18 protein-coding genes are annotated in these 23,132 nt (G+C 70.8%); 3 read left to right on the plus strand and 15 right to left on the minus strand.

Annotation, left to right across the window (positions count from 1 at the left end):
- Positions 1–12 precede the first annotated feature (12 nt).
- Entirely contained in the window at positions 13–2,706 is a 2,694-nt protein-coding gene (locus ACIQF0_RS25960; protein ID WP_401033255.1) for a BTAD domain-containing putative transcriptional regulator, read from the plus strand.
- Here the strand turns inward: ACIQF0_RS25960 and ACIQF0_RS25965 are convergent.
- The 6 genes from ACIQF0_RS25965 to ACIQF0_RS25990 form a co-directional block, all read right to left on the minus strand.
- Entirely contained in the window at positions 2,696–3,655 is a 960-nt protein-coding gene (locus tag ACIQF0_RS25965; RefSeq protein ID WP_401033257.1) for a chitinase, read from the minus strand. The genes ACIQF0_RS25960 and ACIQF0_RS25965 overlap by 11 nt on opposite strands.
- Before the next feature lie 155 nt (positions 3,656–3,810).
- Positions 3,811–5,247, minus strand: coding sequence for a WGR domain-containing protein (locus ACIQF0_RS25970; RefSeq protein WP_401033259.1), 1,437 nt, complete (start codon positions 5,245–5,247; stop codon positions 3,811–3,813).
- A gap of 74 nt (positions 5,248–5,321) precedes the next feature.
- On the minus strand, positions 5,322–6,668 hold the full coding sequence (locus ACIQF0_RS25975) for an endo-1,4-beta-xylanase (RefSeq protein WP_401033261.1): 1,347 nt from the start codon (positions 6,666–6,668) through the stop codon (positions 5,322–5,324).
- Between the two features lie 266 nt (positions 6,669–6,934).
- On the minus strand, positions 6,935–8,281 hold the full coding sequence (locus tag ACIQF0_RS25980) for an alpha/beta hydrolase family protein (RefSeq protein ID WP_401033262.1): 1,347 nt from the start codon (positions 8,279–8,281) through the stop codon (positions 6,935–6,937).
- 64 nt (positions 8,282–8,345) lie between these two features.
- Entirely contained in the window at positions 8,346–9,650 is a 1,305-nt protein-coding gene (locus ACIQF0_RS25985) for an MFS transporter (RefSeq protein ID WP_401033263.1), read from the minus strand.
- 75 nt (positions 9,651–9,725) lie between these two features.
- Positions 9,726–10,367, minus strand: a complete 642-nt coding sequence (locus ACIQF0_RS25990) for a TetR/AcrR family transcriptional regulator (protein ID WP_360031814.1) — start codon at positions 10,365–10,367, stop codon at positions 9,726–9,728.
- Between the two features lie 110 nt (positions 10,368–10,477).
- On the opposite strand from ACIQF0_RS25990, the gene ACIQF0_RS25995 reads away from it, so the two are divergent.
- Positions 10,478–11,326, plus strand: coding sequence for a shikimate dehydrogenase (locus ACIQF0_RS25995; RefSeq protein WP_401033265.1), 849 nt, complete (start codon positions 10,478–10,480; stop codon positions 11,324–11,326).
- Positions 11,316–13,088, plus strand: a complete 1,773-nt coding sequence (locus ACIQF0_RS26000; RefSeq protein WP_401033266.1) for a TIM barrel protein — start codon at positions 11,316–11,318, stop codon at positions 13,086–13,088. The genes ACIQF0_RS25995 and ACIQF0_RS26000 overlap by 11 nt, the downstream gene beginning before the upstream one ends.
- On the opposite strand, the gene ACIQF0_RS26005 is transcribed toward ACIQF0_RS26000, so the two are convergent.
- The 9 genes from ACIQF0_RS26005 to ACIQF0_RS26045 all read right to left on the minus strand — a co-directional run bounded on the left by ACIQF0_RS26005 (position 13,030) and on the right by ACIQF0_RS26045 (position 23,132).
- The gene (locus tag ACIQF0_RS26005; protein WP_401033268.1) at positions 13,030–14,484 is read right to left on the minus strand and encodes a sensor histidine kinase; all 1,455 of its coding nucleotides are present in this window, start codon (positions 14,482–14,484) and stop codon (positions 13,030–13,032) included. The two genes, ACIQF0_RS26000 and ACIQF0_RS26005, sit on opposite strands and share 59 nt — an antisense overlap.
- On the minus strand, positions 14,481–15,152 hold the full coding sequence (locus ACIQF0_RS26010) for a response regulator transcription factor (RefSeq protein ID WP_360031807.1): 672 nt from the start codon (positions 15,150–15,152) through the stop codon (positions 14,481–14,483). Before ACIQF0_RS26010 ends, ACIQF0_RS26005 begins: the two co-directional genes overlap by 4 nt.
- Positions 15,153–15,324: 172 nt before the next feature.
- Positions 15,325–15,729 carry an ATP-binding protein gene (locus tag ACIQF0_RS26015; protein WP_360031805.1) on the minus strand — a complete coding sequence of 135 codons (405 nt, stop codon included), beginning with the start codon at positions 15,727–15,729 and terminating at the stop codon, positions 15,325–15,327.
- A gap of 103 nt (positions 15,730–15,832) precedes the next feature.
- Entirely contained in the window at positions 15,833–15,970 is a 138-nt protein-coding gene (locus ACIQF0_RS26020) for a hypothetical protein (RefSeq protein ID WP_401033269.1), read from the minus strand.
- Entirely contained in the window at positions 15,967–16,767 is an 801-nt protein-coding gene (locus ACIQF0_RS26025; protein ID WP_401033271.1) for an ANTAR domain-containing protein, read from the minus strand. The genes ACIQF0_RS26020 and ACIQF0_RS26025 overlap by 4 nt, the downstream gene beginning before the upstream one ends.
- A gap of 39 nt (positions 16,768–16,806) precedes the next feature.
- Positions 16,807–18,486 (minus strand): SpoIIE family protein phosphatase, encoded by a 1,680-nt coding sequence (locus tag ACIQF0_RS26030; RefSeq protein WP_401033273.1) that lies wholly within the window; start codon positions 18,484–18,486, stop codon positions 16,807–16,809.
- A 109-nt stretch (positions 18,487–18,595) separates the two neighbouring features.
- A complete protein-coding gene (locus tag ACIQF0_RS26035) occupies positions 18,596–19,819 on the minus strand; it encodes a hypothetical protein (RefSeq protein ID WP_401033275.1) in 1,224 nt (407 codons plus the stop codon).
- A gap of 3 nt (positions 19,820–19,822) precedes the next feature.
- A complete protein-coding gene (locus tag ACIQF0_RS26040) occupies positions 19,823–20,692 on the minus strand; it encodes a hypothetical protein (RefSeq protein ID WP_401033277.1) in 870 nt (289 codons plus the stop codon).
- Positions 20,673–23,132: a hypothetical protein gene (locus ACIQF0_RS26045; RefSeq protein ID WP_401033279.1), complete on the minus strand. Its 2,460-nt coding sequence runs from the start codon at positions 23,130–23,132 to the stop codon at positions 20,673–20,675. Before ACIQF0_RS26045 ends, ACIQF0_RS26040 begins: the two co-directional genes overlap by 20 nt.

Here is a 23,132-nt window from a genome sequence, read left to right on the forward strand (position 1 = left end):
GGGTGACGCCGGGTGTTGCGTCTTCTGGGAGAAGTGAGCGCGGGAGCGGTGGACCTGGGTCCGCCCCGGCAGCGGTGCGTCCTGGCGGCGCTCGCGGTCGACGCGGGCAAGGTCGTGCCGGTCGACCGGCTGGTCGAACGGGTCTGGGGTGCCGACGCGGCACCACGGGCGCGGACGACGTTGCACAGCTACGTGTCGCGGCTGCGGCGGGCGGTGGCCGGGATCGGCGGGCTGGCGATCGAGCACCGGTCCGGCGGGTACGTCCTGACCGGTGACGCCGTCGACCTGCTGCAGTTCCAGGACCTGTGGGCCCGTGCGCGGGAGGGTGACGCGATCGGGCTGCTGACCGAGGCGCTGGCGTTGTGGCGGGCGGAGGCGCTGACCGGCCTCGACGGCGAGTGGGTGCGCGAGGAACGCGACCGGCTGGAGCAGGAGCGGCTGGCGGCCTCGCACGAACTCGTGGACGCGCGGCTGGCTGCCGGCGAGGGCGGGGAGCTGGTGGCCGAGCTGTCCGCACGGGTCGCGCGGCACCCGTTGAACGAGCGGGTGGCCGGCCAGTACCTGGTGGCACTGCACCGGTCCGGGCACAGCATCGACGCGTTGGAGCACTACCGGCAGGTGCGCGAGCGGTTGCTGGCCGAGCTGGGTGCCGAGCCGTCCGCCGCGTTGCGCGAACTGCACCAGCGGATCCTCGTCGCCGATCCCCGGCTGGCCGCGACCAGGCCGATCCTGGTCGTGCCGCGGCAGCTGCCGTCGGAGCCCGCGACGTTCGTCGGGCGCCGCGACGAGCTGGACCGTCTCGACGCCGCCCGCACCGCGGTCGTCTCGGCGATCGCGGGCACCGGAGGGATCGGCAAGACCAGCCTCGCGCTGCGGTGGGCGCACCGGCACGCCGGCCGGTTCCCCGACGGGCAGCTGTTCGTCGACCTGCGCGGCTTCTCCCCGACCGAGGAACCGATGACCGCGGGGGAGGCGCTGGGTGGCCTGCTGCACGCGCTGGCCGTCGAACCCGGCCGCATCCCCGCCTGCACCCAGGAACGCGCTGCGCTGTTCCGGTCGCTCGTCGCGGGCAGGCGGATGGTGCTGGTGCTCGACAACGCCGCGTGCACCGACCAGGTCGTGCCGCTGCTGCCGGGCAACGACCTGTGCGCCGTGATCATCACGAGCCGCAACCGGTTGCCCGGCCTGATCACCCGGCACGCGACCCAGCACCTGCTGCTCAGCGAGCTCACCGGCGCCGAGGCCCGCGTGCTGCTCACCGACCGGCTCGGCGCGGCCCGGCCGGCGGCCGAACCGCTCGCCACCGACCGGCTGATCGCGGTGTGCGGTGGGTTCCCGCTGGCGCTGAGCATCGTCGCCGCCCATGCCCAGATGAGGCCCGGTCTCCCGCTGGCGACCCTCGCCGCCGAGCTGGACGACGCCGTCATCGACGTGCTCGACAACGAGGAACCGTCCGCCAGCCTGCCCGCCGTGCTGTCGTGGTCGTTGCGCGCTCTCTGTCCCCGGCAGCGCGACGCGTTCGCGCTGCTGGGCATCGCGCCCGGCCCCGACATCGGCCTGGCTGCGGCCGCCAACCTGCTCGGCGCCGCACCGGCACAGGCCAGGCAGGTGCTGCGGGCGCTGGAAGAGGCTTCCCTGCTGCACCAGGACGTTCCTGGCCGATGGCGGATGCACGACCTGGTCCGCGCCTATGCCACGACGGTCGCCAGGGACCTGCCGAAACCGGTGCGGGAGGACGCGTCGCGGCGGGTGTTCGACCACTACGTGCAGGCCGCGCGGGTGGCAGGGGAGGTCATGGACCAGATCTGCTTCCCGTCACCGCTCGACCACGTCACGCGCGACGTCCACCTCGACCCGGTGCCGGACGACGCGACGGCGCAGGCGTGGTTCGAGGCCGAGTTCGCGTGCCTGATCGCCGCCCAGCAGAGCGCACTCGACCAGCGGCGGTACGCCATCACGTGGCTGCTGGCGTGGCACCTGCACACGTTCATGGTCCGCCGTGGGCTCACGCACGCGAGGCTCACGACGTGGGGGCTGGCCGCCGAGGCCGCCGGGCACCTGAACGATCCGGCCGTTCTCGCGAACACCGAACGCATGACGGGGGTCGCCCACATCTCCCTGGGGCAGAACGAGATCGCCGTCGAGCACCTGCGCCGGGCGCTGGCCCTGGCCGAGCACTGCGACGACACCGTCCACCTGGCCGGCGTGCACTACTCGCTCGGGGTTGCCTGGGGTCAGCAGGACCCCCGTCAGGCGCTGCGGCACGCCCGCCAGGCGCTCGTGCTCTACCGGGCCGTCGGGGAACCGAGGTGGGAGGCACGTGCGCTCGCGCAGATGGGCTGGCACGCGGCCGCCCTGGGACGGCTCGACGCGGCGCGCGGCTACAGCCGCCTCGCACTGGCCCGGCACCGCAGGGACGGCTTCCGCACCGGCGAGGCGGCCGTGCTGACCTGCCTCGGTCTCATCGCCCACCGGCGTGGCCACTACGAGGAATCCGCCCGGCACTACGAGGAATCCATCGCCGTGGTGCGGGAACTGGGACATCTCCTCGGACTCGCGGACGGCCTCGAACGGCTGGGCCACACCCTCGTCGCCCTGGGCCGGCACTCGTGCGCCGAGGCCGTGTGGCGGGAAGCGCTCGGCATCTACCTCCATCGTGGGATGAAGGCGGAAACCGAGCGCGTTCACCACTTCCTCACCCGTTGAAGGCGGAGAAGATCTTGGCGAACTCGTAGGGCTGCTGCGGGATGTTGTTGCAGCGGTACAGCGCGCCGTTGCAGGCGTTGGCATCCCGGCCCTGCTCCCAGAACGAGAGCATGCCCAGGTGCACGGAGGACGCGAAGGTCACCAGCGCACGGGCGTCCTTCTGGTAGAAGATCTCGTTCTGCGAGTCGTTCACGCCCAGCATCGGCGTGACGCCGACCTTCTTCCACGCGGCCGCGTCCGACAGCCCGTAGATGGACTTGACCTGGGCCTGCGTCGCCTTGGCTGCGGCGATCGCCCTGGCGCCCTGGTCGGCGGGGCCCATGTAGTAGTCCATCGCCATGACGTTGACCAGATCGAGGTTCACCCCGGCGTTCTTGGCCGACCGCACCACGTTCAGGCCGTCCGCCGTGAGCCCGCTCGGCAGCACCGGCAGCGTCAGCGAGATCTTCAGGCCGGGATTGCGGTCCTGCAGGATCTTCAACGCCTGCGAGCGCCGCTGGATCGTCGCGGGTTCGGCGACCGCCGCGCCCTCGATGTCGAAGTCGACGTACTTCAGCGCGTAGGCCTTGACGACGGCGTCGTACTCGTCGGCCAGAGTCGTCGGCGTGGTGCAGAAGTAGGCCAGCTCGATGCCCGAGGCCCCGCCGAACGAGATCTTCACGTCCCCTCCGGCGGCGCGCAGCTTCCCGATCTCCTCCTTCTGCCACCCCGCTCGCGGGTCGTAGGCACCGAACCAGCTCGCCTTGCAGCCGTACGAGGTGACGAACCCGAGCGTGAAGCTCTTCACGCCCCCTTTGCTCGCCATGGAGGACAGCACGGGCGTGGGCCACGCCCCCATGTCGACGTACGGCGCGACCGACGACAGCGTCGCCGCCTGAGCCGCACCGGTGGGCAGCACCACCGCCGCCAGCACGGCGGCCAGACCCAGCTTGACCAGTCTGTTCAGCATGACGAACTCCTCTGGGCAAAGGTTCGCGGCGGCTGAATATTGGTATAGACCAAGACCGGTGCGTTGACCAGGCCGCGCGGCTTTCCCGGTCGCCCCAAGGCAAAGCTCGTGTCAGATACAGGGGCAAACCGGGACAAAACTCGCCGCGCGGGGAGTTACAGCAGCCTCTTGATCTCTCCCCTCGCGCGGTAGAACCCGCCGCTCGCCGAGGTGTGGATCTCGGTCACCAGGTAACGCGCGCCGGGGACGCGGATGTCCTTCGGGAACTGCACGGCGCGAGAACGGTCGTACCCGTCGGAGATCACGTGCACGCGCAGACGGCCGCCGTCCTGCACGCACTCCACGACGACGCCACCGTCGGCCGGCACCGCGCTGGCCACCACGGTCTCCACCGCGGCCGTGGCCTCGACGCGCTGCCAGTGGTCGGCCTTGATGTCGCTGCGCTGCGGCAGTTCTCCTTGCTCGGCGGCGTGAATCGCTGCCGGGCTCGCGTCGATGCACGCCAGCGAGCCGTCCGTCGTGACGATGTACAGGCGCTCGTCGCGGTACTGCATGGAGTACGCGGAGCCGCAGCCCGTGCCGAGCTTCCACAACCGCGTGCCGTCGGCCGCGAAGCAGTACACCGACGAGTGGTTGTCGCCCGCGAACACGTAGTCGCCGCCCGGCGAGGTGGCGCACGAGAAAACCGCCGCGTCGCAACGGTAACGCGCCTTCTCGGCACCGGTGGAACGCGCTAACCGGTGCACGTACCCGCGGCTGGTGCCCGCGAACACCTCGGCCGGTTCCTGCCAGCCGAACAGCACAGCGCCCACCGTCTCGGCGTGCCACACGGGATCGCCACTGCGCGCCGCGTAGTGCGTGACGCCGCGGGAGTGCCCGTGGAACACGCCTTCCGGCGCGCACCGCACCATCCACGCGCTGTCGCCCGTGCTGCGGCGCGACCACTGGAACTCGTCCTCGTGGTCGACGATCGTGATGCCGCCCTGCCGGTCCGACACGCCGAGCACGCCGTCGTCGATGTCGAGCCAGTAGATGTCGACGTCGTTGGCGATCTCGTACGCGACGCGCGGAACCTTGCCGCCCAGGTCGTACACGCGGCCGTCGTCGCAGCCCGCGTAGATCCAGAAGTCGTCGGCGACGATGCACTTCACGCCGTCCGGCAGCCCGTACCGCCCCGTCACCCGGCCGTCGTGCGCGAGCGTGAAGACGTCACCGCGCTCGTTGCCGACCCACGCCTCGTCCTCGCCGATGAAGATGCCGAACGCCGGCGCGCCGGAGTGGAAGCGCCACAACACGGGCGCCTGCCGGGCACTCGACTGCACGCTCGTGATCTCGCGCCGGGTGATCGCCCGCCGCGCCCGCTGCCCCTTGACCGCGGGCGCGTACCCCTTGCGCACCTTCTCGCCGATCTTCTTCTCCGCGGCGACCACCGCCTTGGCCGCATCGGCGAACGTCGACTCGCGAGTGGACCCGCGTTCACCGATGCGGCCGAACGTGATGGTGACCGTCGTGCCGTCGACGACCACCTCGTAGAACTTGTGCGCACTTCCGCCGGACTCCGACAGCTCCAGGTACGTGGTGGCAGCGGCCACGGTCTTTCCCCCTCGCGTTGATCAGCTGAAACGACCGTAGCAAGGGGGTCCGACAATTCCGGCGACCGCGGTGATCAGCCGACGCGGCAGGAGACGCTCGGCCAGTTCCAGTTGCCGCCGTGCTGGACGGTGAAGCCGAACGTGTTGCCGTTGCCGTTGGGGCGTGCGGTCATCACGTTGGCCGAGTCCCACGTGGCGCTGGTGTTCCAGGTGGCGATGATCTTCTGGGGCGAGCTCACGGTGACCGTGACGATCCAGTTGTTCGTGCCGGTGACCGTGACGTTGCCGTTGAAGCGGTCACTCCACTTCTCACCCTCGGAGTACGTCGCCGTGCAGCCCCCGCCGCCGGGGTTGGACGACGTGGTGGTGGTTGTGGTGGTGCTCGTCGGCCCGGGATCCGTGCCGTTGTTCAGGACGTTGAGGACCGAGGTGTAGGCGGCCTTCTTGTTGCCACTGCCGTCGAACAGCAACGGAGTGCCGGAAGCGCGCCACGAGTCGGAGTCGCGGATGCCCCACACGGTGATGCCGGTGCAGCGCGAGACGGCGAGGCAGGCCTGCGTGACGCCCTGGTACTGCTGGGCCTGCGAACTGCCGGAGCCCTCGATGTCCAGTTCGGTGATCTGGACGTCCACGCCGAGAGCGGCGAAGTTCTGCAGGGTCGTGTGGTAGTTGGACGGCACCGGGTTGCCGCTGTTGAAGTGCGCCTGGAAACCGACGCAGTCGATCGGGACGCCGCGGGACTTGAAGTCCTGCACCATCCGGTAGACGCCCTGGGTTTTGGCGTGCGACCAGTTGTCGGTGTTGTAGTCGTTGTAGCAGAGCTTCGCGTTCGGGTCCGCCGAACGGGCCGCGCGGAAGGCGGCCTCGATCCAGTCGTTGCCGGTGCGCTGCAGGTTGGAATCACGGCGTCCGCCGCCGCTGCCGTCGGCGAAGGCCTCGTTCACGACGTCCCAGGCGTAGATCTTGCCGCGGTAGTAGGTCGCGACCTGCGTGACGTGGTTCAGCATCGCGTTGCGCAGCGACGTGCCGGACATGTTCTGCATCCAGCCGGGCTGCTGCGAGTGCCACGCCAGTGCATGGCCGCGGACTCGCTTGCCCTGGTTGCGGGCCTGGTTCACGATCCGGTCGCCGTTGCCGTAGCTGAACTGGTTCTGGTTCGGCTCGGTCGCGTCCATCTTCATCTCGTTCTCGGCCGTGACCATGTCGAACTCGCGGTTCAGGATCCCGGTGTAGGTCGAATCACCCAGTTTGCCCGCGGCCACCGCGGTGCCGAAGTAGCGGCCGCTCTGCTGGGCCGCCGCGCCCAGGGTGGAGGCGGCGCCACTGGCGGGCGACGCTCCGATGATCGCGGCTCCCGCGACGGCGGTGAGAAGGGCTGACACGAGTGAGACCCGTGCGACTGACTTCGCTGTCAGCGTCATTTTCGGCGCTCTCTGAGAAGCACCCGCGAGAGGCGGGTGGAATTGGACCGGTCAACGCAGTTCGGTGCGAGCGGCAGGGATTGCGCCAAATCCCGATGCCGCCCGAACTGGAACTTCCCGCAGTGTTGACCGGACCGGTTCGACGGATCAAGAGCTGTCGAACAGGGTGAATCACGTGTCGAATTCCGTCGAATCTCCAGGTGAATGCCCCGCCCGGCGCCGTGTGGAAGGGCGGAAAACGGCGAAGTTTCGAAAACTGTTCGACTTCAGGGCGTGGGACAGGGCGAGAACAACCTGCGGGTGCCGGGCCCGGTGTAGGCGGCGCGATCGGAGAACCGGCAGCCGAACGCGGGCGCGGCGACCGCGTCACGATCGCCGATCGCGTCACCGGCGGGCCTGCGGCCGCGGTCGGTCCACGTCACGAGGTCGTCCCACGCCGCACCTGCCTCCGCCGGCGAGAACTCGCAGTGGTCCACCGTGCGGATCGCCCGCTGCACCAACAACTTCGACTGACCGTTGCGGGCGACGTCGGCCCGGTAGTCCTGTTCCATCGAGAACGGCACGAAGAGATCGCCCAGCCCGTGCAACGAGAGCACCGGAACCCGTGGCCTGCCGGCGATCGCCGGCACCTCGGTGAGCGCGGGGGAGAGGCGGGTGCGCCAGTCGCGCGGCGCCACCCGCCGCACCTCGCGGTTGAGGTCGACCGGCGTGTTCGGCTGGTAGCGGGTGCCGAGGTTGGTCGCCAGCCTGCCGGGGTCGAGCGAGAGCGGCGCGCTGTCGTTGGCCGGCGAGGCGAGGCTGAACAGGAAGTCCTTCCAGTACGCGAAAGCAGGCGTCGAGCCAGGACGCGGGCCGCCGCTGTGCTCGACGACGGTCGCGCGGAACTGGGCGCCCCGGTCCGTCACGGTGTCCGGGCCGCCGGGCACGAGTCCGGTCAGCCCCAGCTTCTCCTGAATGCGCGGCACCACGGCCGTGGAGTAGTCGGCCGGGATCGGGTAGGCGCGAATTCCGCTGAGCGCCTGCGAAGTCAGCTGGTAGTCGAGGAAGAAGTCGAACAGCTCGTGATCGCCGAGCACGCCGCACATCGGCAGCGCGCCGTCGTAGAAGCCGGGATACTGCTCCAGCGAACGGCCGATGACGTGCCCGCCCATCGACACCCCCGCGACGAACACCTGTTTCGGCCTGGCGACCAGCGTGCCGAAGTGCTGGGCCAGGTCGTGCGTGGCCGAGACGCCGGCACGGACGTCGTATCCGTTGCTGTAATAGGAGGACGCGGCCCAGGCGTAGCCCTGGCCGAGCATCCGGGTGCGCAGGCCGTACGCCGGCGGATCCACGGTCAGCACCGTGCCGGTGCCGCGGTAGCCGTGCGCCCACATGGCCAACCGGCCGTTCCACTTCGCGGGCACCTCGACGACGTACGCGGAGTGCTTGTGAACTCCCTGCAGCACTCTCGTCGGCTGCCCGTCGATCACCTCGGGCGCCAATGGAGGGTTGACGATGGTGTAACCGGGCAACGGCTGGTCACCGGGCACGTGCAGTGGCTCGGCCACTGCGGGCGCACCACCCGCGACCAGTACGAGCCCCAGCAACGACACCACGAGCCGTGTTCGCATGGCACACCTCCGTTGGCGACTCCGCCGGATCATTGCACCCCGGCGGAGCCGCCCCGGTCACCACTCAACGGCCCAATGCGGCCCCGACAGGAGCTTCCTGCGGCCGGCGGCCGAGTTCCGCCGTCGGACGCTTGAACGTCTCACGTCCCGTCGCGATCGCCGTCGCACTGAGCGCGCACACCGCCGCCGTGAAGATCGCGACCCCGAGCCAGTCGTCGCGCCCGGAGCCGATCGCCGCCACCACGCTCGGCGCGAAGCCCGCGATGGCGAACCCGATCTGCGTGCCGATCGCCATGCCGGACAGCCTGACCTCGGTGCTGAACATCTCGCCGTACAGGGACGGCCAGATGCCGTTGATCGCGGAGTAGCACACGCCGAACAGCAGGATGCCGAGCGCGAACACCAGTCCGTACGCGCCGATGGAGATCGACCACAGGTACGGGAAGATCAGGATCGCGCACGCGCCGCAGCCCGCGAGGAACACGGGTTTGCGGCCGATCCGGTCGGAAAGGCCTGCCAGCAACGGGATCGCGGCCAGCGCCACGACGTTGGCCAGCACGCCGACCCACAGCATGGGCGTGCGCGCCAGGCCGATCGTGTTCACCGCGTAGCTCAGGGCGTAGACGGTGAAGATCGTGCTGACCGAGGCGATGGTGGCCGCGAGGACTACCCGCAGGACGTCCTTCCAATGCGTCCGGAACAACACCGCGGCCGGCAGCTTGGCCGTCTTGGTGCGCTTGAACTCCGCGGTCTCGTCGATCTTGCGGCGGATGACGAAGCCGACCACCACGACGATCGCGCTGCACCAGAACGGCACGCGCCAGCCCCAGGTCAGCAGGTCCTCCTGGGGAAGTGCCGCCACGGGCAGGAAGATCGCCGTGGCGAGGATCTGCCCCGCCTGCGTGCCGCTCAGCGTGAAGCTGGTGAAGTACGCCCGCCGGTGGTCCGGGGCGTGCTCCAGCGACATCGAGTTCGCGCCCGCCTGCTCGCCCGAGGCGGAAAGTCCCTGCAACAGGCGGAGGAAGACGAGCAGGATCGGTGCGAGGACGCCCGCCGTGTCATAGGTGGGCAGGCATCCGACGGCGAACGTGGCCACGCCCATCAGCAGCAGCGTGAAGACCAGGACCTTCTTGCGGCCGAAGCGATCGCCGACGTGGCCGAGGATGAACGCGCCGAGCGGCCTGGCCAGGTAGCCCACGCCGAACGTGCCGAGCGCGAGCAGGGTTCCCGTCGCCGGATCGGCGGCGGGGAAGAAGACCTTGTTGAAGACCAGTGCGGCGGCGGTGCCGTAGATGAAGAAGTCGTAGTACTCGAGGGCGCTGCCGATCCAGGCTGCCAGCGCAGTCTTGCGGGCCATCGATGTGGTCACGGCGTACTCCCATGTACGACCTAGTTAGTTAATACAAGGTCGGATATGTGACCCCCGTGTGTCAAGAGCGAGATTTCAGCTGGTCAGGTAGTCGATCAGCATGTCACCGAGCATGCGTCGGTAGTGCTCGCGGCGGCCGGGGTCGAGCATGTCCCTGCCGAAGATCGCCGCGAACGTGTGCCGGTTCGCGAGCCGGAAGACGCAGAACGAGCTGATCACCATGTGCACGTCGAGCGGGTCGGCGTCGGCGCGGAACCGGCCGGCCGCGCGGCCCCGTTCGAGGATCTGGGTCAGGCCGTCGAGCGCCGGGTTCGCGAGTCCCGCGAGGACCTCCGAGCGCGCGATGTGCTCGGCGCGGTGGATGTTCTCGATGCTGACCAGCCGGATGAAGTCGGGGTGCGCCTCGTGGTGGTCGAAGGTCAGCTCCGCGAGCCGGCGGATCGCGTCCTCCGGTTCGAGGTGCTCGACGTCGAGCTCGGCCTCGAGAGCGCGGATCGCCAGGTAGGCCTGCTCCAGAACGGCGATGTAGAGCTGTTCCTTGCCGCCGAAGTAGTAGTAGATCATCCGCTTGGTCGTGCTGGTGCGCTCGGCGATCTCGTCGACCCGCGCCCCCGTGTAGCCCTTGTCGGCGAACTCCCGCGTGGCTACGTCCAGGATGTCGGCGCGGGTGCGGTCCTTGTCCCGCTGGCGCTCATCGGATGACGGCGGTGCGGCCACCGAGCCCCCTTCGATCTGCGGATGACCAGCCAACTCTAGTCCAGCACTTCCTGCGGGCGACTCGGCGCGCTACAGTGAACTCACTAGTTCGTACATTAAATGGAGGCCGGGTGACCACCTACCTGATCGGGCTCATCGGCTCCGGCATCGGACCGTCCCTGAGTCCGGCGCTGCACGAACGCGAGGCCGCCGAGCTCGGGCTGCCCTACCGCTACCGGTTGCTCGACCTCGACGTCCTCGGGCTGCCGGTGGGCGAGGTGCTGGCGCAGGCCAGGGTCGAGGGGTACGACGGCCTCAACATCACCCATCCGGCGAAGCAGGCGGTCCTGCCGCACCTGGACGAACTCGTCCCGCAGGCCGCCGCGCTCGGCGCCGTCAACACCGTGGTCTTCGACAACGGCAGGGCGATCGGCCACAACACCGACGCGACCGGGTTCGCCCGCAGCCTGAGCCGGGGCCTGCCGGACGCCGCGATGCAGAACGTCGTCCTGCTCGGCGCCGGCGGGGCGGGCGCCGCCGTGGCCCACGCCCTGCTCTCGCTCGGCACCGGACACCTCGGCGTCCACGACGTCGACCAGGATCGAGCCGCGAAGCTGGTGGCGGCGCTGGAAAGCAGTTTCGGCGCCGGCCGGGCCAGCGCCTGCACCCCGGAGGCCGTGCGCACGGCGGACGGTCTCGTCCACGCGACCCCCACGGGCATGGCGGCGCATCCCGGCCTGCCGCTCGATGAATCGTTGCTGCGGGGCGATCTCTGGGTCGCCGACATCGTCTACCGGCCGCTGGAGACGGCGCTCCTCGCCGCCGCGCGAGCGCGGGGCTGCCGGGTGCTGCACGGCGGCGGGATGGTCGTGCTCCAGGCCGCGGAGTCGTTGCGGCTGTTCACCGGCGTCGAACCGGACGCGGACCGGATGCTCGCGCACTTCGAGGAGCTGGAAGGGGAGCCCGCGCATGCGTCCTGACCTGCGCACCGCCATCGCCACCGTGTGCCTGTCCGGCACCTTGGACGACAAGCTGACCGCGGCCGCCGAGGCGGGCTTCGACGGCGTCGAGATCTTCGAGAACGACCTGCTCGCCGACCGCCGCGGCCCGGCGGAGATCCGGCAGCGCTGCGCCGACCTGGGCCTGAGCATCGACCTGTACCAACCTTTCCGCGACTTCGAGGCCGTGCCGCCGGACGTGCTCGCCGCCAATCTCCGCCGCGCCGAGCAGAAGTTCGACGTCATGGCCGAACTGGGCGTGGACACCGTGCTGGTGTGTTCTTCCGTGTCACCAGAGGCCATCGACGACGACGATCTGGCCGCCGAGCAACTGCACCTGCTCGCGACGCGCGCGGGCGAACGCGGCCTGCGCATCGCCTACGAGGCGCTCGCCTGGGGCCGATACGTCAACGGCTACGAGCACGCGTGGCGGATCGTGCGCCGCGCCGGGCATCCGGCACTCGGCGTCTGCCTCGACAGCTTCCACATCCTGTCCAAAGGGGACGATCCCAGGGCGATCCGCGCGATCCCCGGCGAGAAGATCTTCTTCCTGCAGCTCGCGGACGCGCCGACGTTGCCGATGGACGTCCTGCCGTGGAGCCGCCACCACCGGCTTTTCCCTGGACAGGGCGACTTCGACCTGACCACGTTCACCCGCGACGTCCTCGACGCCGGATACCGCGGGCCGCTCTCCCTCGAGGTGTTCAACGACGTCTTCCGCCAGTCCGACCCGCACCGCGCCGCCGTCGACGCCATGCGGTCGCTCGTCGGTCTGCAGGACTCCTTGCGGCTGCTGGACGTTCCCGCCGCACCCGTCCCGACCGGCTACGCCTTCGCTGAGGTCGTGGGGGAGTCGGACCTCGCCGTGCTGGGCTTCACGCGGACGGGCGTGCATCGCTCGAAGCCGGTGGAGCTGTGGACGCAGGGCGAAGCACGCGTGCTGGTCAACGCGGCAGGCGAACCCGGTGCGATCGGCGCGCTCGGCGTCTCCGTGCCGGATCCGGCCGCGGCGGCCCGGCGGGCGGAGGTCCTGCTCGCGCCTCCGCTGACCCGCGAGGCCGGTCCTGGCGAGGCGCCGCTGACGGCGATCGCCGCACCCGACGGCACCGAGATCTTCCTGTGCGCGGACGACGACTGGCTCGGTGACTTCGTGCCGACCGGTGAGTCGGCGCCGGAGGCGGGCATCACCGGCATCGACCACGTCGCGCTGACCCAGCCGTTCGACAACTTCGACGAGGCCGGCCTGTTCTACCGTTCGGTGCTGGGCCTGGAACCTGGCGTGACGGCGGAGTTCGCGGCGCCGTTCGGCCTGGTGCGCGGCCGTGGCGTGAGTGGCGGCGGCGTCCGGCTCACCCTGGACTGCGCGCTGGTCCGGCGTGGGGGCTGGGCACCGGCGGTGGAAGAGCCGCAGCACATCGCGTTCACCTGTGCCGACGCGGTCGCGTGCGCCGAGGCGTTGCGGGAGTTGGGCGCACGGCTGCTGGACATCCCCGGCAACTACTACGACGACCTGATGGCGCGCACGAACCTGACGGCTGACCGGGTCGACGCGCTCCGGCGGAACTCCGTGCTCTACGACCGCGACGAGTTCGGTGAGTACCTGCACTTCTACACCGAACTGGCGGGCGCGAGGGTGTTCTTCGAGGTGGTCGAACGGATCGGCGGCTACCGCGGGTTCGGGGTGGTCAACGCGCCCGTGCGGATGGCCGCCCACCACGAGGCGCGGCGGTTCGCCCGGACCTGATCACCGGCCGGTGCTCGCCGAAGATGAGCCCCCACTCCAGTTCCTGCTCGGGAGCGGGGCGTGGTTCGGGGATGTGGCCGTGCGTCGGGACGATCGAGCCGTTGAGGAACTGCCACACCTCGTCGCCCGCGCGTTGCTGCGCGGCGGCCTTCCTCGGCAGCGGGACGCCGGTCGGAATCGTTGCCACGAAACGGATTCCGCGGAACCCCTCGGCGTCGGTGGCCTCCAGCGTGCCGTGGTGCCTGGCGGCGATGCGCCGGGCGATCGCGAGCCCGAGCCCGGCGCCGCCCGCGGCACGGGTGCGGGCCTCGTCGAGCCGGGTGAACCGGTCGAAGACGCGTTCCCGGTCCGCCTCGGGGATCCCGGGCCCGTCGTCGATGACCTCCAGCGTCGCGGAAGGCCCGCCGCGCAGGCGCACGACCACCTCGGTGCCCGCGTGGCGTTCGGCGTTGTCGAGCAGGTTGCCGAGCAGCCGGGACAGCTGCGCCCGCCGTCCGGGAACGAGGACGTGGTCGTCGGCGTCCAGGATCACCGTGCCCCGGCGGGAGACCTCCCGCCGCACCACGGCGGTGAGGTCGACGGTGTCCTGGTTGTCCAGCGCGTCGGCGTCCAGCCTGGCCAGCAGCAACAGATCCGTGGTCAGCTCCTGCAGCCGTTCGGCGTCCTCCAGCGCGGCCTTCACGACGGTGGTCCAGTCCGCCAGGTGCGGATGCGACAGCGCGATCTCCAGCTCGGCCCGCAGCGCGGCCAGCGGGCTGCGCAGCTCGTGCGAGGCGTCCGCGACGAACCTGCGGGTGTCCTCGACGGCGCTGTGCATCCGGTCCAGCGTCTCGTTCAGCGTCTTGCCCAGCCGGGCGATCTCGTTGTCGGAGGACGGCACCGGGACGCGCCGGGTGAGGTTGTGCTCGTTGATCTCCGCCACCTCGGCCCGCATCGTCTCCACCGGCCGCAGCACCCTGTTGGCCGTGGCCAGCACCGTGACCGACACCAGCGCCGTGATCGAGGAGAGCACGCCGAACAGGACCAGCGTCGCGCTGTTCAGCTGCCGTTGCGCCTGGTAGACGATCGTCAGCGTCAACTCCTCGTCGAGGCGTGGCCCTTCCCCGATCACCTGGTACGGGGTCTCGCCGAGTTTGGTGAACGGCCACATCGACAACTCCGGCCGCACTTCGGTGCTCGCGTACTTGACCATCACCCCCGGAGTGGCGGCGGTCGTCTGCTGACGCAGTTCGACGCAGTGCGGGCGGGAGCACATGTAGTGCACGCGTGAGCTGTCCGCCGTCTGGTCGGCGATCTGCTGGCGCTGGGCCGTCAGCATCAGCGTCCCGGCGAGCCCGATCAGCAGTGCGGTGATCACCGTGGCCAGCACGGTCACCTTGACCTGCAAGGACTTCATCGGTCCGCCAACCGGTAGCCGACGCCGCGCACGGTGGTGATGCTCCGCCGGTCGAACGGCGTGTCGATCTTGCGGCGGAGCGCGCTGATGTAGACCTCGACGAGGTTGGGGTCGGGGTCCTGCGCCGCGTCCCACACGCCGTCGATGATCTCCGACTTGGTGACGACCTCGCCCGCGTGCCGCAGCAGGAAGCTCAGCACCGAGAACTCCTTGGCCTTCAGGTCGATCCGCGCGGTACCGCGATGACACTCCCTGCTGACCGGATCGAGCACCAGGTCGCCCGCCCGCAGCAGCACCGGCTGGGCGGTGCGCGACCGCCGGGCCAGCGCTCTGAGCCGAGCCACCAGCACCACGTAGGAGAACGGCTTGGTCAGGTAGTCGTCCGCGCCGGTGTCCAGGCCCTCGGCCTCGTCGAACTCGCCGTCCTTCGCGGTGAGCATCAGGATCGGCGTCCACACGCCCGCGTCCCGCAACTCCTTGCACACCCGGTAGCCGTTGAGACCGGGCAGCATGATGTCCAGGACGATCACGTCGTACGGGTGTTCCCGCGCCCGCCACAGCCCGTCCGTGCCGGTGCGCTCCACGTCGACGGCGAACCCTTCGGCGGTCAGGCCGCGGGTGAGCAGGTCGGCGAGACGGGGATCATCCTCCACCACGAGCACGCGCATGGGAGCAGCGTGCCGCATCCCTCGTGATCGCGTCCTGAAATCCGGTTCAGGTTCCTTCAGCGTCCCTTCAGGTTCACCCTGGCAGGCTCTGCCGCGTGGATGAGGGGATCCACGACCGGGGGGAAGGTGGCGGTGCCGCTGGGGGGAGCGGCGCCACCACCTTCTGGCCGGTTCACGGGGTGAGCGGGCAGGGGATCAGGGCCCACACGGACTTCCCGACGGTGCGCTGGACCACGCCCCACTGCTTGGCGAGCTGGTTCACGATCACCAGCCCGCGGCTGCGCACCGAGTCGGGCGTGGCCGGTCGCAGCACGGGGCTCGTCGAGGAGGCGTCCTCGACGGAGATGGTGACCATGCACGGCTTGGTGGACTTCCGCAGCCGGAGACGTGCCGGGAACCGCGCGTGGTCGTAGACGTTCGACACGAGTTCCGTGACGACCAGCAGCACGTCGACGAGCTCGTCCTGGTGCACGCCGGGGAGGGCGGCCTCGGTCCAGCGGCGAATCCTGCCGAGGTCGGTGACGTCGCGGTCGAGTTCCAGGACGTGCGCGGCATCGGAAGCGGTCGTGCCGTTCATCACTTCACCCTCCTTCGCGATGTCGCGCCGTTGCGCTGGTGGAGGGATGCCCGCTCGCCGAAGCGATCAACCGTTGCGCGGCCCACCTGGGGCGAACGAGCGCTCAGCGGTCGGGTTCCAGGAGCGAGAGCCTGCGGGTCACGACGTCCCCTGCCAGCTCGTCCAGGGACCTGGCCAGCACGAAAGCGCGGCGGCGCAGCCGGGCCGGCGCCTCCGGCGTGGCTTCGGTCTCGGTCCTCATCCCGGGCGGGTGACGGTCCGCAGCAGGGTGAGGGCGACGGTGCGGAGCTTGACGTTCTCGCGCTGAGATCGCTCGACCAGCATCGAGAAGGCTTCGTCCGCCGTGCACTCGTGCGCGGCCATCAACGCGCCTTTGGCCTGTTCGATGACTGCACGCGACTCCAGTGCCTGCTCCAGGTGCTGGACGTGCTTGCGGGAGCGGTGCCACCGTTGCGCGCTGGTGATCGTGGCGGAGGCCGCGGTGGTGAAGAGGCGCATCAGGCTCTCGTCGAACGGGTCGAAGGCGGCCGCGGTGCGGCTGTAGATGTTGAGCGAGCCCACGTGCTGTGCCTCGGATCTCTCCGACGCCGGCAGCACCACGGGTGCGGACAGGTAGGCGCGGATGCCGTGCTCCGCCGCGGCCACCTCGAACTCGGGCCACTCGCCGCGGTGTTCGCCGACCACCGCGCGGACGGCCGTCAGGGTGCGGGCGGCCTTCAGGCACGGGCCGCGGTCGGCGCTGTACTGCTTCTCGTCGACCTCGACGAGACGGTCGTCGGTCGCCGCCGCCGTGCGCGTCTGGTCCAGCTTGAGCACCGAGACCGTCACCGCGCCGGCGTCCACGATCGCCCCGGCCGCCGTCTCCGCCAGCCGCCGCAGTGCCTCGTCGAGGCCCTCCTCGCCGGTGAACGCGTCGCGCAGCACCGAGAGCGCCTCGGTCGTCTCGTCGAGACGTTCGACCGGATCAGGCCGGCCGTCGTCCGCGTGTGCCGGCGGGAACGTTGCTGGATCGTCGGCCATGCCGTCGTACTCCTTCATCGCCTGGGGGAGTACACGGCGCAGGCTGCTCGATGCTCGCTAGAGCGTCGTAGGACTGTTCACCGTGTACGGGCTGGACTCGCCGCGGTGAACCCCGGGCGGGTCCGGTCTGGGACGTAGCGCGAGAACGCAGACGTCGTCGCGCCCCTGTTCGGGAGCAACCGCGCTGATCACCGCGGGTACGAGGTCGTCGAGGCGTTCTGGCAGGTGCGGCGTCGTCACGGCGGCGCACAGCCTCTCGACACCCGCGTCGATGTCCTCGTCGCGGTGTTCCACGAGCCCGTCGGTGTAGACGATCAGCACGTCGTCCGATCGGAGGGACGTCTCGAACGCGAGGTACTCGGCGTGCTGCACGGCCCCCGTGATCAGCCCGTGCCGGTGCTCCATGGGACGGGCGACGCCGTGGCGGACCAGCAGCGGGTGGGGATGACCGGCGTTGGCGTAGCGGAGCGTGCCGTCCCACGGGGTGTAGACGCCGTAGAACACCGTCGTCATCGTCATGTCGTCGCCGGAGTGGACCAGCAGGTTCAGGTCGCGCAGCACGCGGTCCGGAAGCGGGTCCAGCATCGCGAAGGCCCGGATGGCGCTGCGAACCCTGCCCATCGTGACGGCGGCTTCGACGTCGTGGCCGATCACGTCGCCGACCGCGATCGCGAGCCTGCCGTCGGACAGCGGGAACGCGTCGTAGAAGTCGCCGCCCACCCCGGCCGAGCTGTTCGCCGGCCGGTAGGCCACGGCCAGTTCGGTCGCATCGACGGCGGGGATGCTCGGCGGGAGCAGGGCCCGTTGCAGCTGCAGCACGATCTGCCGCTCGTCCCGCAGCTGCGCCGTCATCTCGTCCGCTCGCACCACGGCCGCCCGCGCGTCGGCCTCCGCGGTGCGCCGGGCGGTGCGGTCGACGCACATGCCGCGCAGTGCGACCACGGTTCCGGTGGCGTCGGCGACCGCCTCGGCGATCGAGGAGAGCACGACGACACGACCGTCCGGTGTGCGGAGCCGGTACTCGATGTCCGGTGTCGGTGAGTGCAGGGTGAGGCCGGTGAAGGACGCCCTGGCCGGTTCGACGTCGTCGGGGTGCACGAGCGCGAGCACCTCGTCGAGCGTGTTCGGGGAGTGCGTGACCCCGGCCATGCGGCAGAGGTTGGCCGACCACGCGACCCGGCCGCTGCGCAGGTCGAACTCCCAGGAGCCCGTGCCGCCCACGCGTTGCGTCCGGTCCAGCCGGTCGGTCCACTCGGCCTGCACGCGCAGGCCTTCGAGCTCGGCGACCTCGTGGGACCTGGTGAGGTCCTGCACCGCGATCACGGCGGCGATCACCTCGTCCTGGTGATCGCACAACGGGAACAGGTTGAGCAGGAGCTGCTTCCTGGTGTTGCCGACGTCGGCACGGGTCTCGACGTCGCGGTGCACGGCACCGGACCTGAGCACCTCGGCGACGTGGGGTTCCACCATGGCCTCGTAGGCGGGTGAAACGACCTCGCTCATCGTCCGCCCGGCGTAGTCACTGGCCGCCAGGCCGTGCATCGACACGAACTCCGGATTGGCGTAGAGGAACCGCATCCGCTCGTCCACCACGGCGAAGCCCACCGGCGCCCGTTCGATCACCGCCGTGATCTCCGGCAGCGACCGTCCCGACCCGGCGAGACCGCGGGCGAGGTCGATGCTGCCCGCCGGCGCGCCGTCGAGGAACTGCGCGTCTTTCCCGTCCACGAACCACATGACTGGTCGTTCCTCCTGTCTCACCACACAGGCTCGGCTCCAGGTTCCTTGGCATGGCGTTACTTCCGGCAATCTTCATACCCGACCGCGGACACGGGTAAACACGGAATCAGCCTGATGGAGGTGTGGCAGGTCCACAGAGGACGTGCGAGCCGAGGCCGAGCAGCCAGAGAACAGGCGTCCAGGGGGCGTCGGCGGCCACGAAGTAGCGGACTCGGGTGAAGTGGTTCTGCGCGGTGTTCACCAGGTCGACGCGGCCGTGCTCGAGCAGCCACCGCCGGATGGTCATCGAGTGGTCTCCCGTGCCTGCCGGCGTGCCGGTCCCGGCGATGACCACGGCCAGCGGGATCGCGGTTCCGCGCAGTTCGGTCAGCGCCTCGGTCACGCGGTCGAGCACGAGTTTCGGGTCGGGGCCGGCGAACGGGTCGACGACCAGGATCACGCCGCCGGCCAGCCCGAGGAACGTGGCGTGTTCGAAGGTCTCGCCGACGGCGCTGTGGAGGTGCACCCGGCGCCGGGAGTTCTTCTCTCCCAGGAGGATTCCGTGTGGCGGGACGGCGTCGGCGAAGGCCGCGCCACCCACGACCGCGAGGTGCACGGCGGGGACCGCCTGTGCCAGCGGGGGCAACGGGGTGTGGCAGCGGCCGCAGCTCGCGGGCAGGGAGTGCTTGCCGTTGAGCAGAAGCACCGGCAGGCGGTGGCCGCACAGGCAGGTTCGCCGGAAGACGCCCTGCGCGCCTGGGACGAGGTCGTGGTGGACCCGTCCACATCCGCACGTGTACGCGGGGCGGACTCGTTGCTCGCACGTGCCGCACTCGGTGGTGACGCCGCGCAGGGTCAGCGTGATGATCTCGAACCAGCGCAGGCAGCATGCCGCTGTGCGCACGACCAGGACGACCGTGCCCGCCAGTGCCGCGTGCAGTGCCGTGACGGCCGCGATCAGCAGCGTCACGGTCAGGAACCCCAGCGCGTACCCGCCGGCCAGGCCCGCGGGCGGGAGGATCAGTGGCCCGTCCAGGTTCCTGATCGACCACCTGCGCCACGTCCGGGCGAACATCGAGTCCGGGAACTCCTGGTCCGGCAGTGCCACGAGCCGTCGATACGTCGCGCGCACCGAGGTGCTGCTCAGCCGCCAGACGTCCTGGAACGCGGGGCCCGCCAGGTAGAGCCGGTGCGCGGGATCCTCGCCGGCCCGGTGCGCCGGTTCCGGACGGGCCGGGCTGCGGATCGCGGTCGCGAGGCCGATCGCCGTGCTCGCCGCGAACGCCACGACGAACGACACGACGGCGAACGGCGCGAGGACGACGAATCCCGCGAAAGCCAAGACGCCCACGGCTCAGGCCCTCGTCGCGCGAAACTGGGAGAGCAGCCACAGCAACGGTTCCGCCACCCTCTGTCCATCCAGTGCGGACAGCGCGAAGCAACGGTGACCAGGCGGGGCCTCGATGCCGCCCCAACGGGCAAGCCAGGCCTCGACCTCGTGGTGCACGTCGAGGCTGTCCGACTCCACGTGACCGCGGTCCTGCAGGCCGGGGCGCCGCAGCGGAGAGCCGTCGGTGAACATGTCCCGGACCAGGTCCAGCTTGGTCACCGTCATCGCCGTCGGGACGGGGTGTGCCCACGGCGTGGGGCGCGGCGGCAGGGGTTCCAGGCCGAACAACGTGCGCACGCCGGGCAGTCGTCCCGGGTCGATCACGTGCACCACTCCCGCCGCGGTGGCCATGACGTCCGGCGGGCAGTCGTCCTCCGGCAGTTCGTACAGCGCCAGCACCACCGGCTTGGCGCTCACCGACCGGATGCTCATCAGCAGCGGCTCGGCCGACGGTGTGCGCAGATCCGCGTACCGGTTGCGGGAGCTCTCGCCGAGCAGGTGCACGGACAGTCCCGCCAGCGCGGCCTCGCCGGTCTCGAACTGGCGGACGGCCGCCGAGATCCACGCGCTCTTGCCCGCCTCGCGTTCTCCCACCACGACGATCGCGCGGCCGGGTGCCTCCGCGTACTCACGGGGAACGGCGCGGCCGCATGCCGGGCAGACGCGCCGGGCCAGCGGCACGCGGCCGTGCGGGCATCGGTTGCGCCGCAAGGCCTTCACCGGGAACGGTGGCGCGGACGCGCACAGCGGACCGCAGCTCATCAGCAGTTGGTCGCCGGCGCACCGGGCGCGGCAGTACGGGCAGATCACGGCGTCACCGCACGACGAGATCACGCGGGTCGGGATGGCACACCCACATCGAGTCGTCCAGCGCGAACGCCCGCAGGTGCACCGGTCCGCGCAGCTCGGCGGGCACGGTGAACTCGGCCCGCCCAGCCCGTTGCCCGCCCGGCACCGTCGCGAGCACGACGCCGTCGCCGGGATCCAACGGCCGCCGGGCCTCCTTCCCGAGCACGACGACGTCGGGAAGATCCGCGTCGCACTCGACCTCCACCGCGAACGTGCGCGCCCGTCCGTGCAGCCGGTAGCGCAGCTGGACCGGGCACGGCGACTCGACCGTCGCAAGTGGACCGAGCCGCCCGTCGCCGACGACGCACACCCCGAACCAGTGACTGCCCGCCTCGGCCGCGTTCAGCCGCGCTCCGCGACTCAGGTAGGCGGTTCTGCTGACGCGCCAACGGTGTGCCGCCGGGTCGTCCGGTCCGGCGAGCGGGCCGCCGTGCCGCCACACCACCAGCACCTCCCGCGCCCAGGCCGGCCAGTGCCAGGAGAGCTGGACCTGCGGGCCGAGCCGAAGCGCGCGCAGGCCGGTCACCTCGACGGACGAGACGTCGACGGTCGCCGGTGTGCCGATGGTGGCCACCGGTCCGGACACGGTCACCGGTACCAGCGTGCGCCCGCCCGCGAGGTCGGCGGCGGGCACCCGGACGCGCCCGCACCGGCTCGTGGCGACGACCGGTCCCGCCAGTGCGGCCTGGTCGAGCCGGACCACGCCACCGGGCGCGGCCTCGGGGCCGGTGAGCAACCGGATCTCGACCTCGTCGCCGCGCGGAGGTGTCCAGGTGAGGTCGACGACGTCGCCCGCCGCCACGGCCCGCAGATCGGTGACGGCGTCCGGCTCGCCGAGACACACCACCCGGACGTCGATGCCGGGACTGCGGAGCGCCGCGTACTCGACCAGCACCCGGTAGGTGTACGCGGTCCCGGGTTCCACGTTCCGATCCGTGAAGCCGGTCTCGTCCGCGGGCACGTCGGAATCGGTGCGCCGGACGACCGCGCGTGACGCCCCCGGTGGCAGCGTCCACCGCCCGAAGACGACTCCCGGTTCGGTGACGAGCCGCAGGTCCGTCACCTCCGGCAGCACCGCGACCGGCTCGGCCGCCGTGGTTCCTCCCGGCACGCCATCGCGCAACGCCGTCACGGTGTAGATCAGCGGCACCCCGGCCGGAGCTTCGAGGTCGACGAACGGTGCCGTCGCCTCCTCGGCCAGCAGAGTCGCCCCGTGGCGCACCTGGTAGCCGATGTTCCCCGCCGTGGAAGGCGATGGCCGCCAGTCCACGACGACCGCGGCACCGTCCACAGTGGCCGACACGGCGGCAGGAGCGGAGGCCGGGCAACGGAGAAGACCTTCGTCCACAGCCGGGTCCGTCAGCTCACGGCCGATCGCCAGGTACCGGGCGGCGGCGTCCTCCGGGTCGGCGGCCCCGCGGGCCTGGGCCAACGAGGCGTACAGACGGTCGAGTCGGGCGCGCAGCCCGTCCCGGACGCGGGCCCACGACTCGGGCAGCGGACGTGACTCCAGCAGATCCAGCGCGGCGGGCAGCCGATGTGCGTCGACCGCGGCGAAGTAGGCCTCCGTCCACGCCGCTTCCTCGCGAGCGCACCACACGGCGTACGACACGGCTTCGGGATCGGAGGAAAGGGTTGCGGCACAACGTTGTGGTGAGGCCAGATCCCGCACGGCCTGATAGCCGCACACCGTCGCCGCGGCGAGTTCGGCCAGCAGGTCGTGCGCGAGCGCGGCGGACAGGCCTCCTGGCGCCGCCGCCCACAGCCGGACGAGCGCGAGGACGGCCCGTTCGGCGTCCGAAGCCCGGTCGCGCGAGACCCGCAAACGTTGTCGTCGCGTCTCCACCTCGGCCGAGGTGGTGTCCGCGCCCCGCAGCTCCGGCGTGCGGGACAGGTACTCCCACAACGAGTCGTGCGGAAGGTCGGCCAGGTGTTCGCGCAACGCCGCCCAGCGCTGGGGCCGGGAGACGCGGGGCAGCGGAACGGGCTCGCGCACGGTGGCGCCGACGGCGTGCAGCGCGGCCAGCACGTCGGGCGTGCTCCACCGGCCGCCGGCGACGCGCACCACGGCGGCGACGTCGTCGCGGGTCAGGGCGGGCGCTCCGTGCAGGCGGTGGCGGACGACCTCGACCAGTGCCTGGTGCTCCCGCTCGACGAACTCCCGGTGCCGGGCGCGGGCGGCGGGATCGCTGAGCACCGCGGTTGCCTTGGAGTGACAGGCGTGCAGGCGTTCGCAGGCCACGGCGTGCACGCGCAGCTCGGGCGTTCCCCACCGGGCGGGCAGGTCGGCCAGCGCCGCGTCGACCTCGGCCCGACGAGCGTGTGGCGGGAGGCGGTACACCCGGAAGTAGTTGCGGTGCGGAGACCAGCCGGTCCGCACCGGCACGAGCACGTCGTCCACATAGGACTTTTCGTGGAAGTCCAT

It is taken from the genome of Lentzea sp. NPDC092896 (genome assembly GCF_044754905.1).
In the GTDB taxonomy this organism is placed as follows: domain Bacteria; phylum Actinomycetota; class Actinomycetes; order Mycobacteriales; family Pseudonocardiaceae; genus Lentzea.

Coding starts and splice junctions, on each gene's coding strand:
- ACIQF0_RS25965 (WP_401033257.1), bottom strand. CDS start 3,655: ATGCTGAACAGACTGGTCAAGCTGGGTCTGGCCGCCGTGCTGGCGGCG.
- ACIQF0_RS25975 (WP_401033261.1), bottom strand. CDS start 6,668: ATGACGCTGACAGCGAAGTCAGTCGCACGGGTCTCACTCGTGTCAGCC.
- ACIQF0_RS25980 (WP_401033262.1), bottom strand. CDS start 8,281: ATGCGAACACGGCTCGTGGTGTCGTTGCTGGGGCTCGTACTGGTCGCG.
- ACIQF0_RS26000 (WP_401033266.1), top strand. CDS start 11,316: ATGCGTCCTGACCTGCGCACCGCCATCGCCACCGTGTGCCTGTCCGGC.
- ACIQF0_RS26005 (WP_401033268.1), bottom strand. CDS start 14,484: ATGAAGTCCTTGCAGGTCAAGGTGACCGTGCTGGCCACGGTGATCACC.
- ACIQF0_RS26010 (WP_360031807.1), bottom strand. CDS start 15,152: ATGCGCGTGCTCGTGGTGGAGGATGATCCCCGTCTCGCCGACCTGCTC.
- ACIQF0_RS26015 (WP_360031805.1), bottom strand. CDS start 15,729: ATGAACGGCACGACCGCTTCCGATGCCGCGCACGTCCTGGAACTCGAC.
- ACIQF0_RS26020 (WP_401033269.1), bottom strand. CDS start 15,970: ATGAGGACCGAGACCGAAGCCACGCCGGAGGCGCCGGCCCGGCTGCGC.
- ACIQF0_RS26025 (WP_401033271.1), bottom strand. CDS start 16,767: ATGAAGGAGTACGACGGCATGGCCGACGATCCAGCAACGTTCCCGCCG.
- ACIQF0_RS26030 (WP_401033273.1), bottom strand. CDS start 18,486: ATGTGGTTCGTGGACGGGAAAGACGCGCAGTTCCTCGACGGCGCGCCG.
- ACIQF0_RS26045 (WP_401033279.1), bottom strand. CDS start 23,132: ATGGACTTCCACGAAAAGTCCTATGTGGACGACGTGCTCGTGCCGGTG.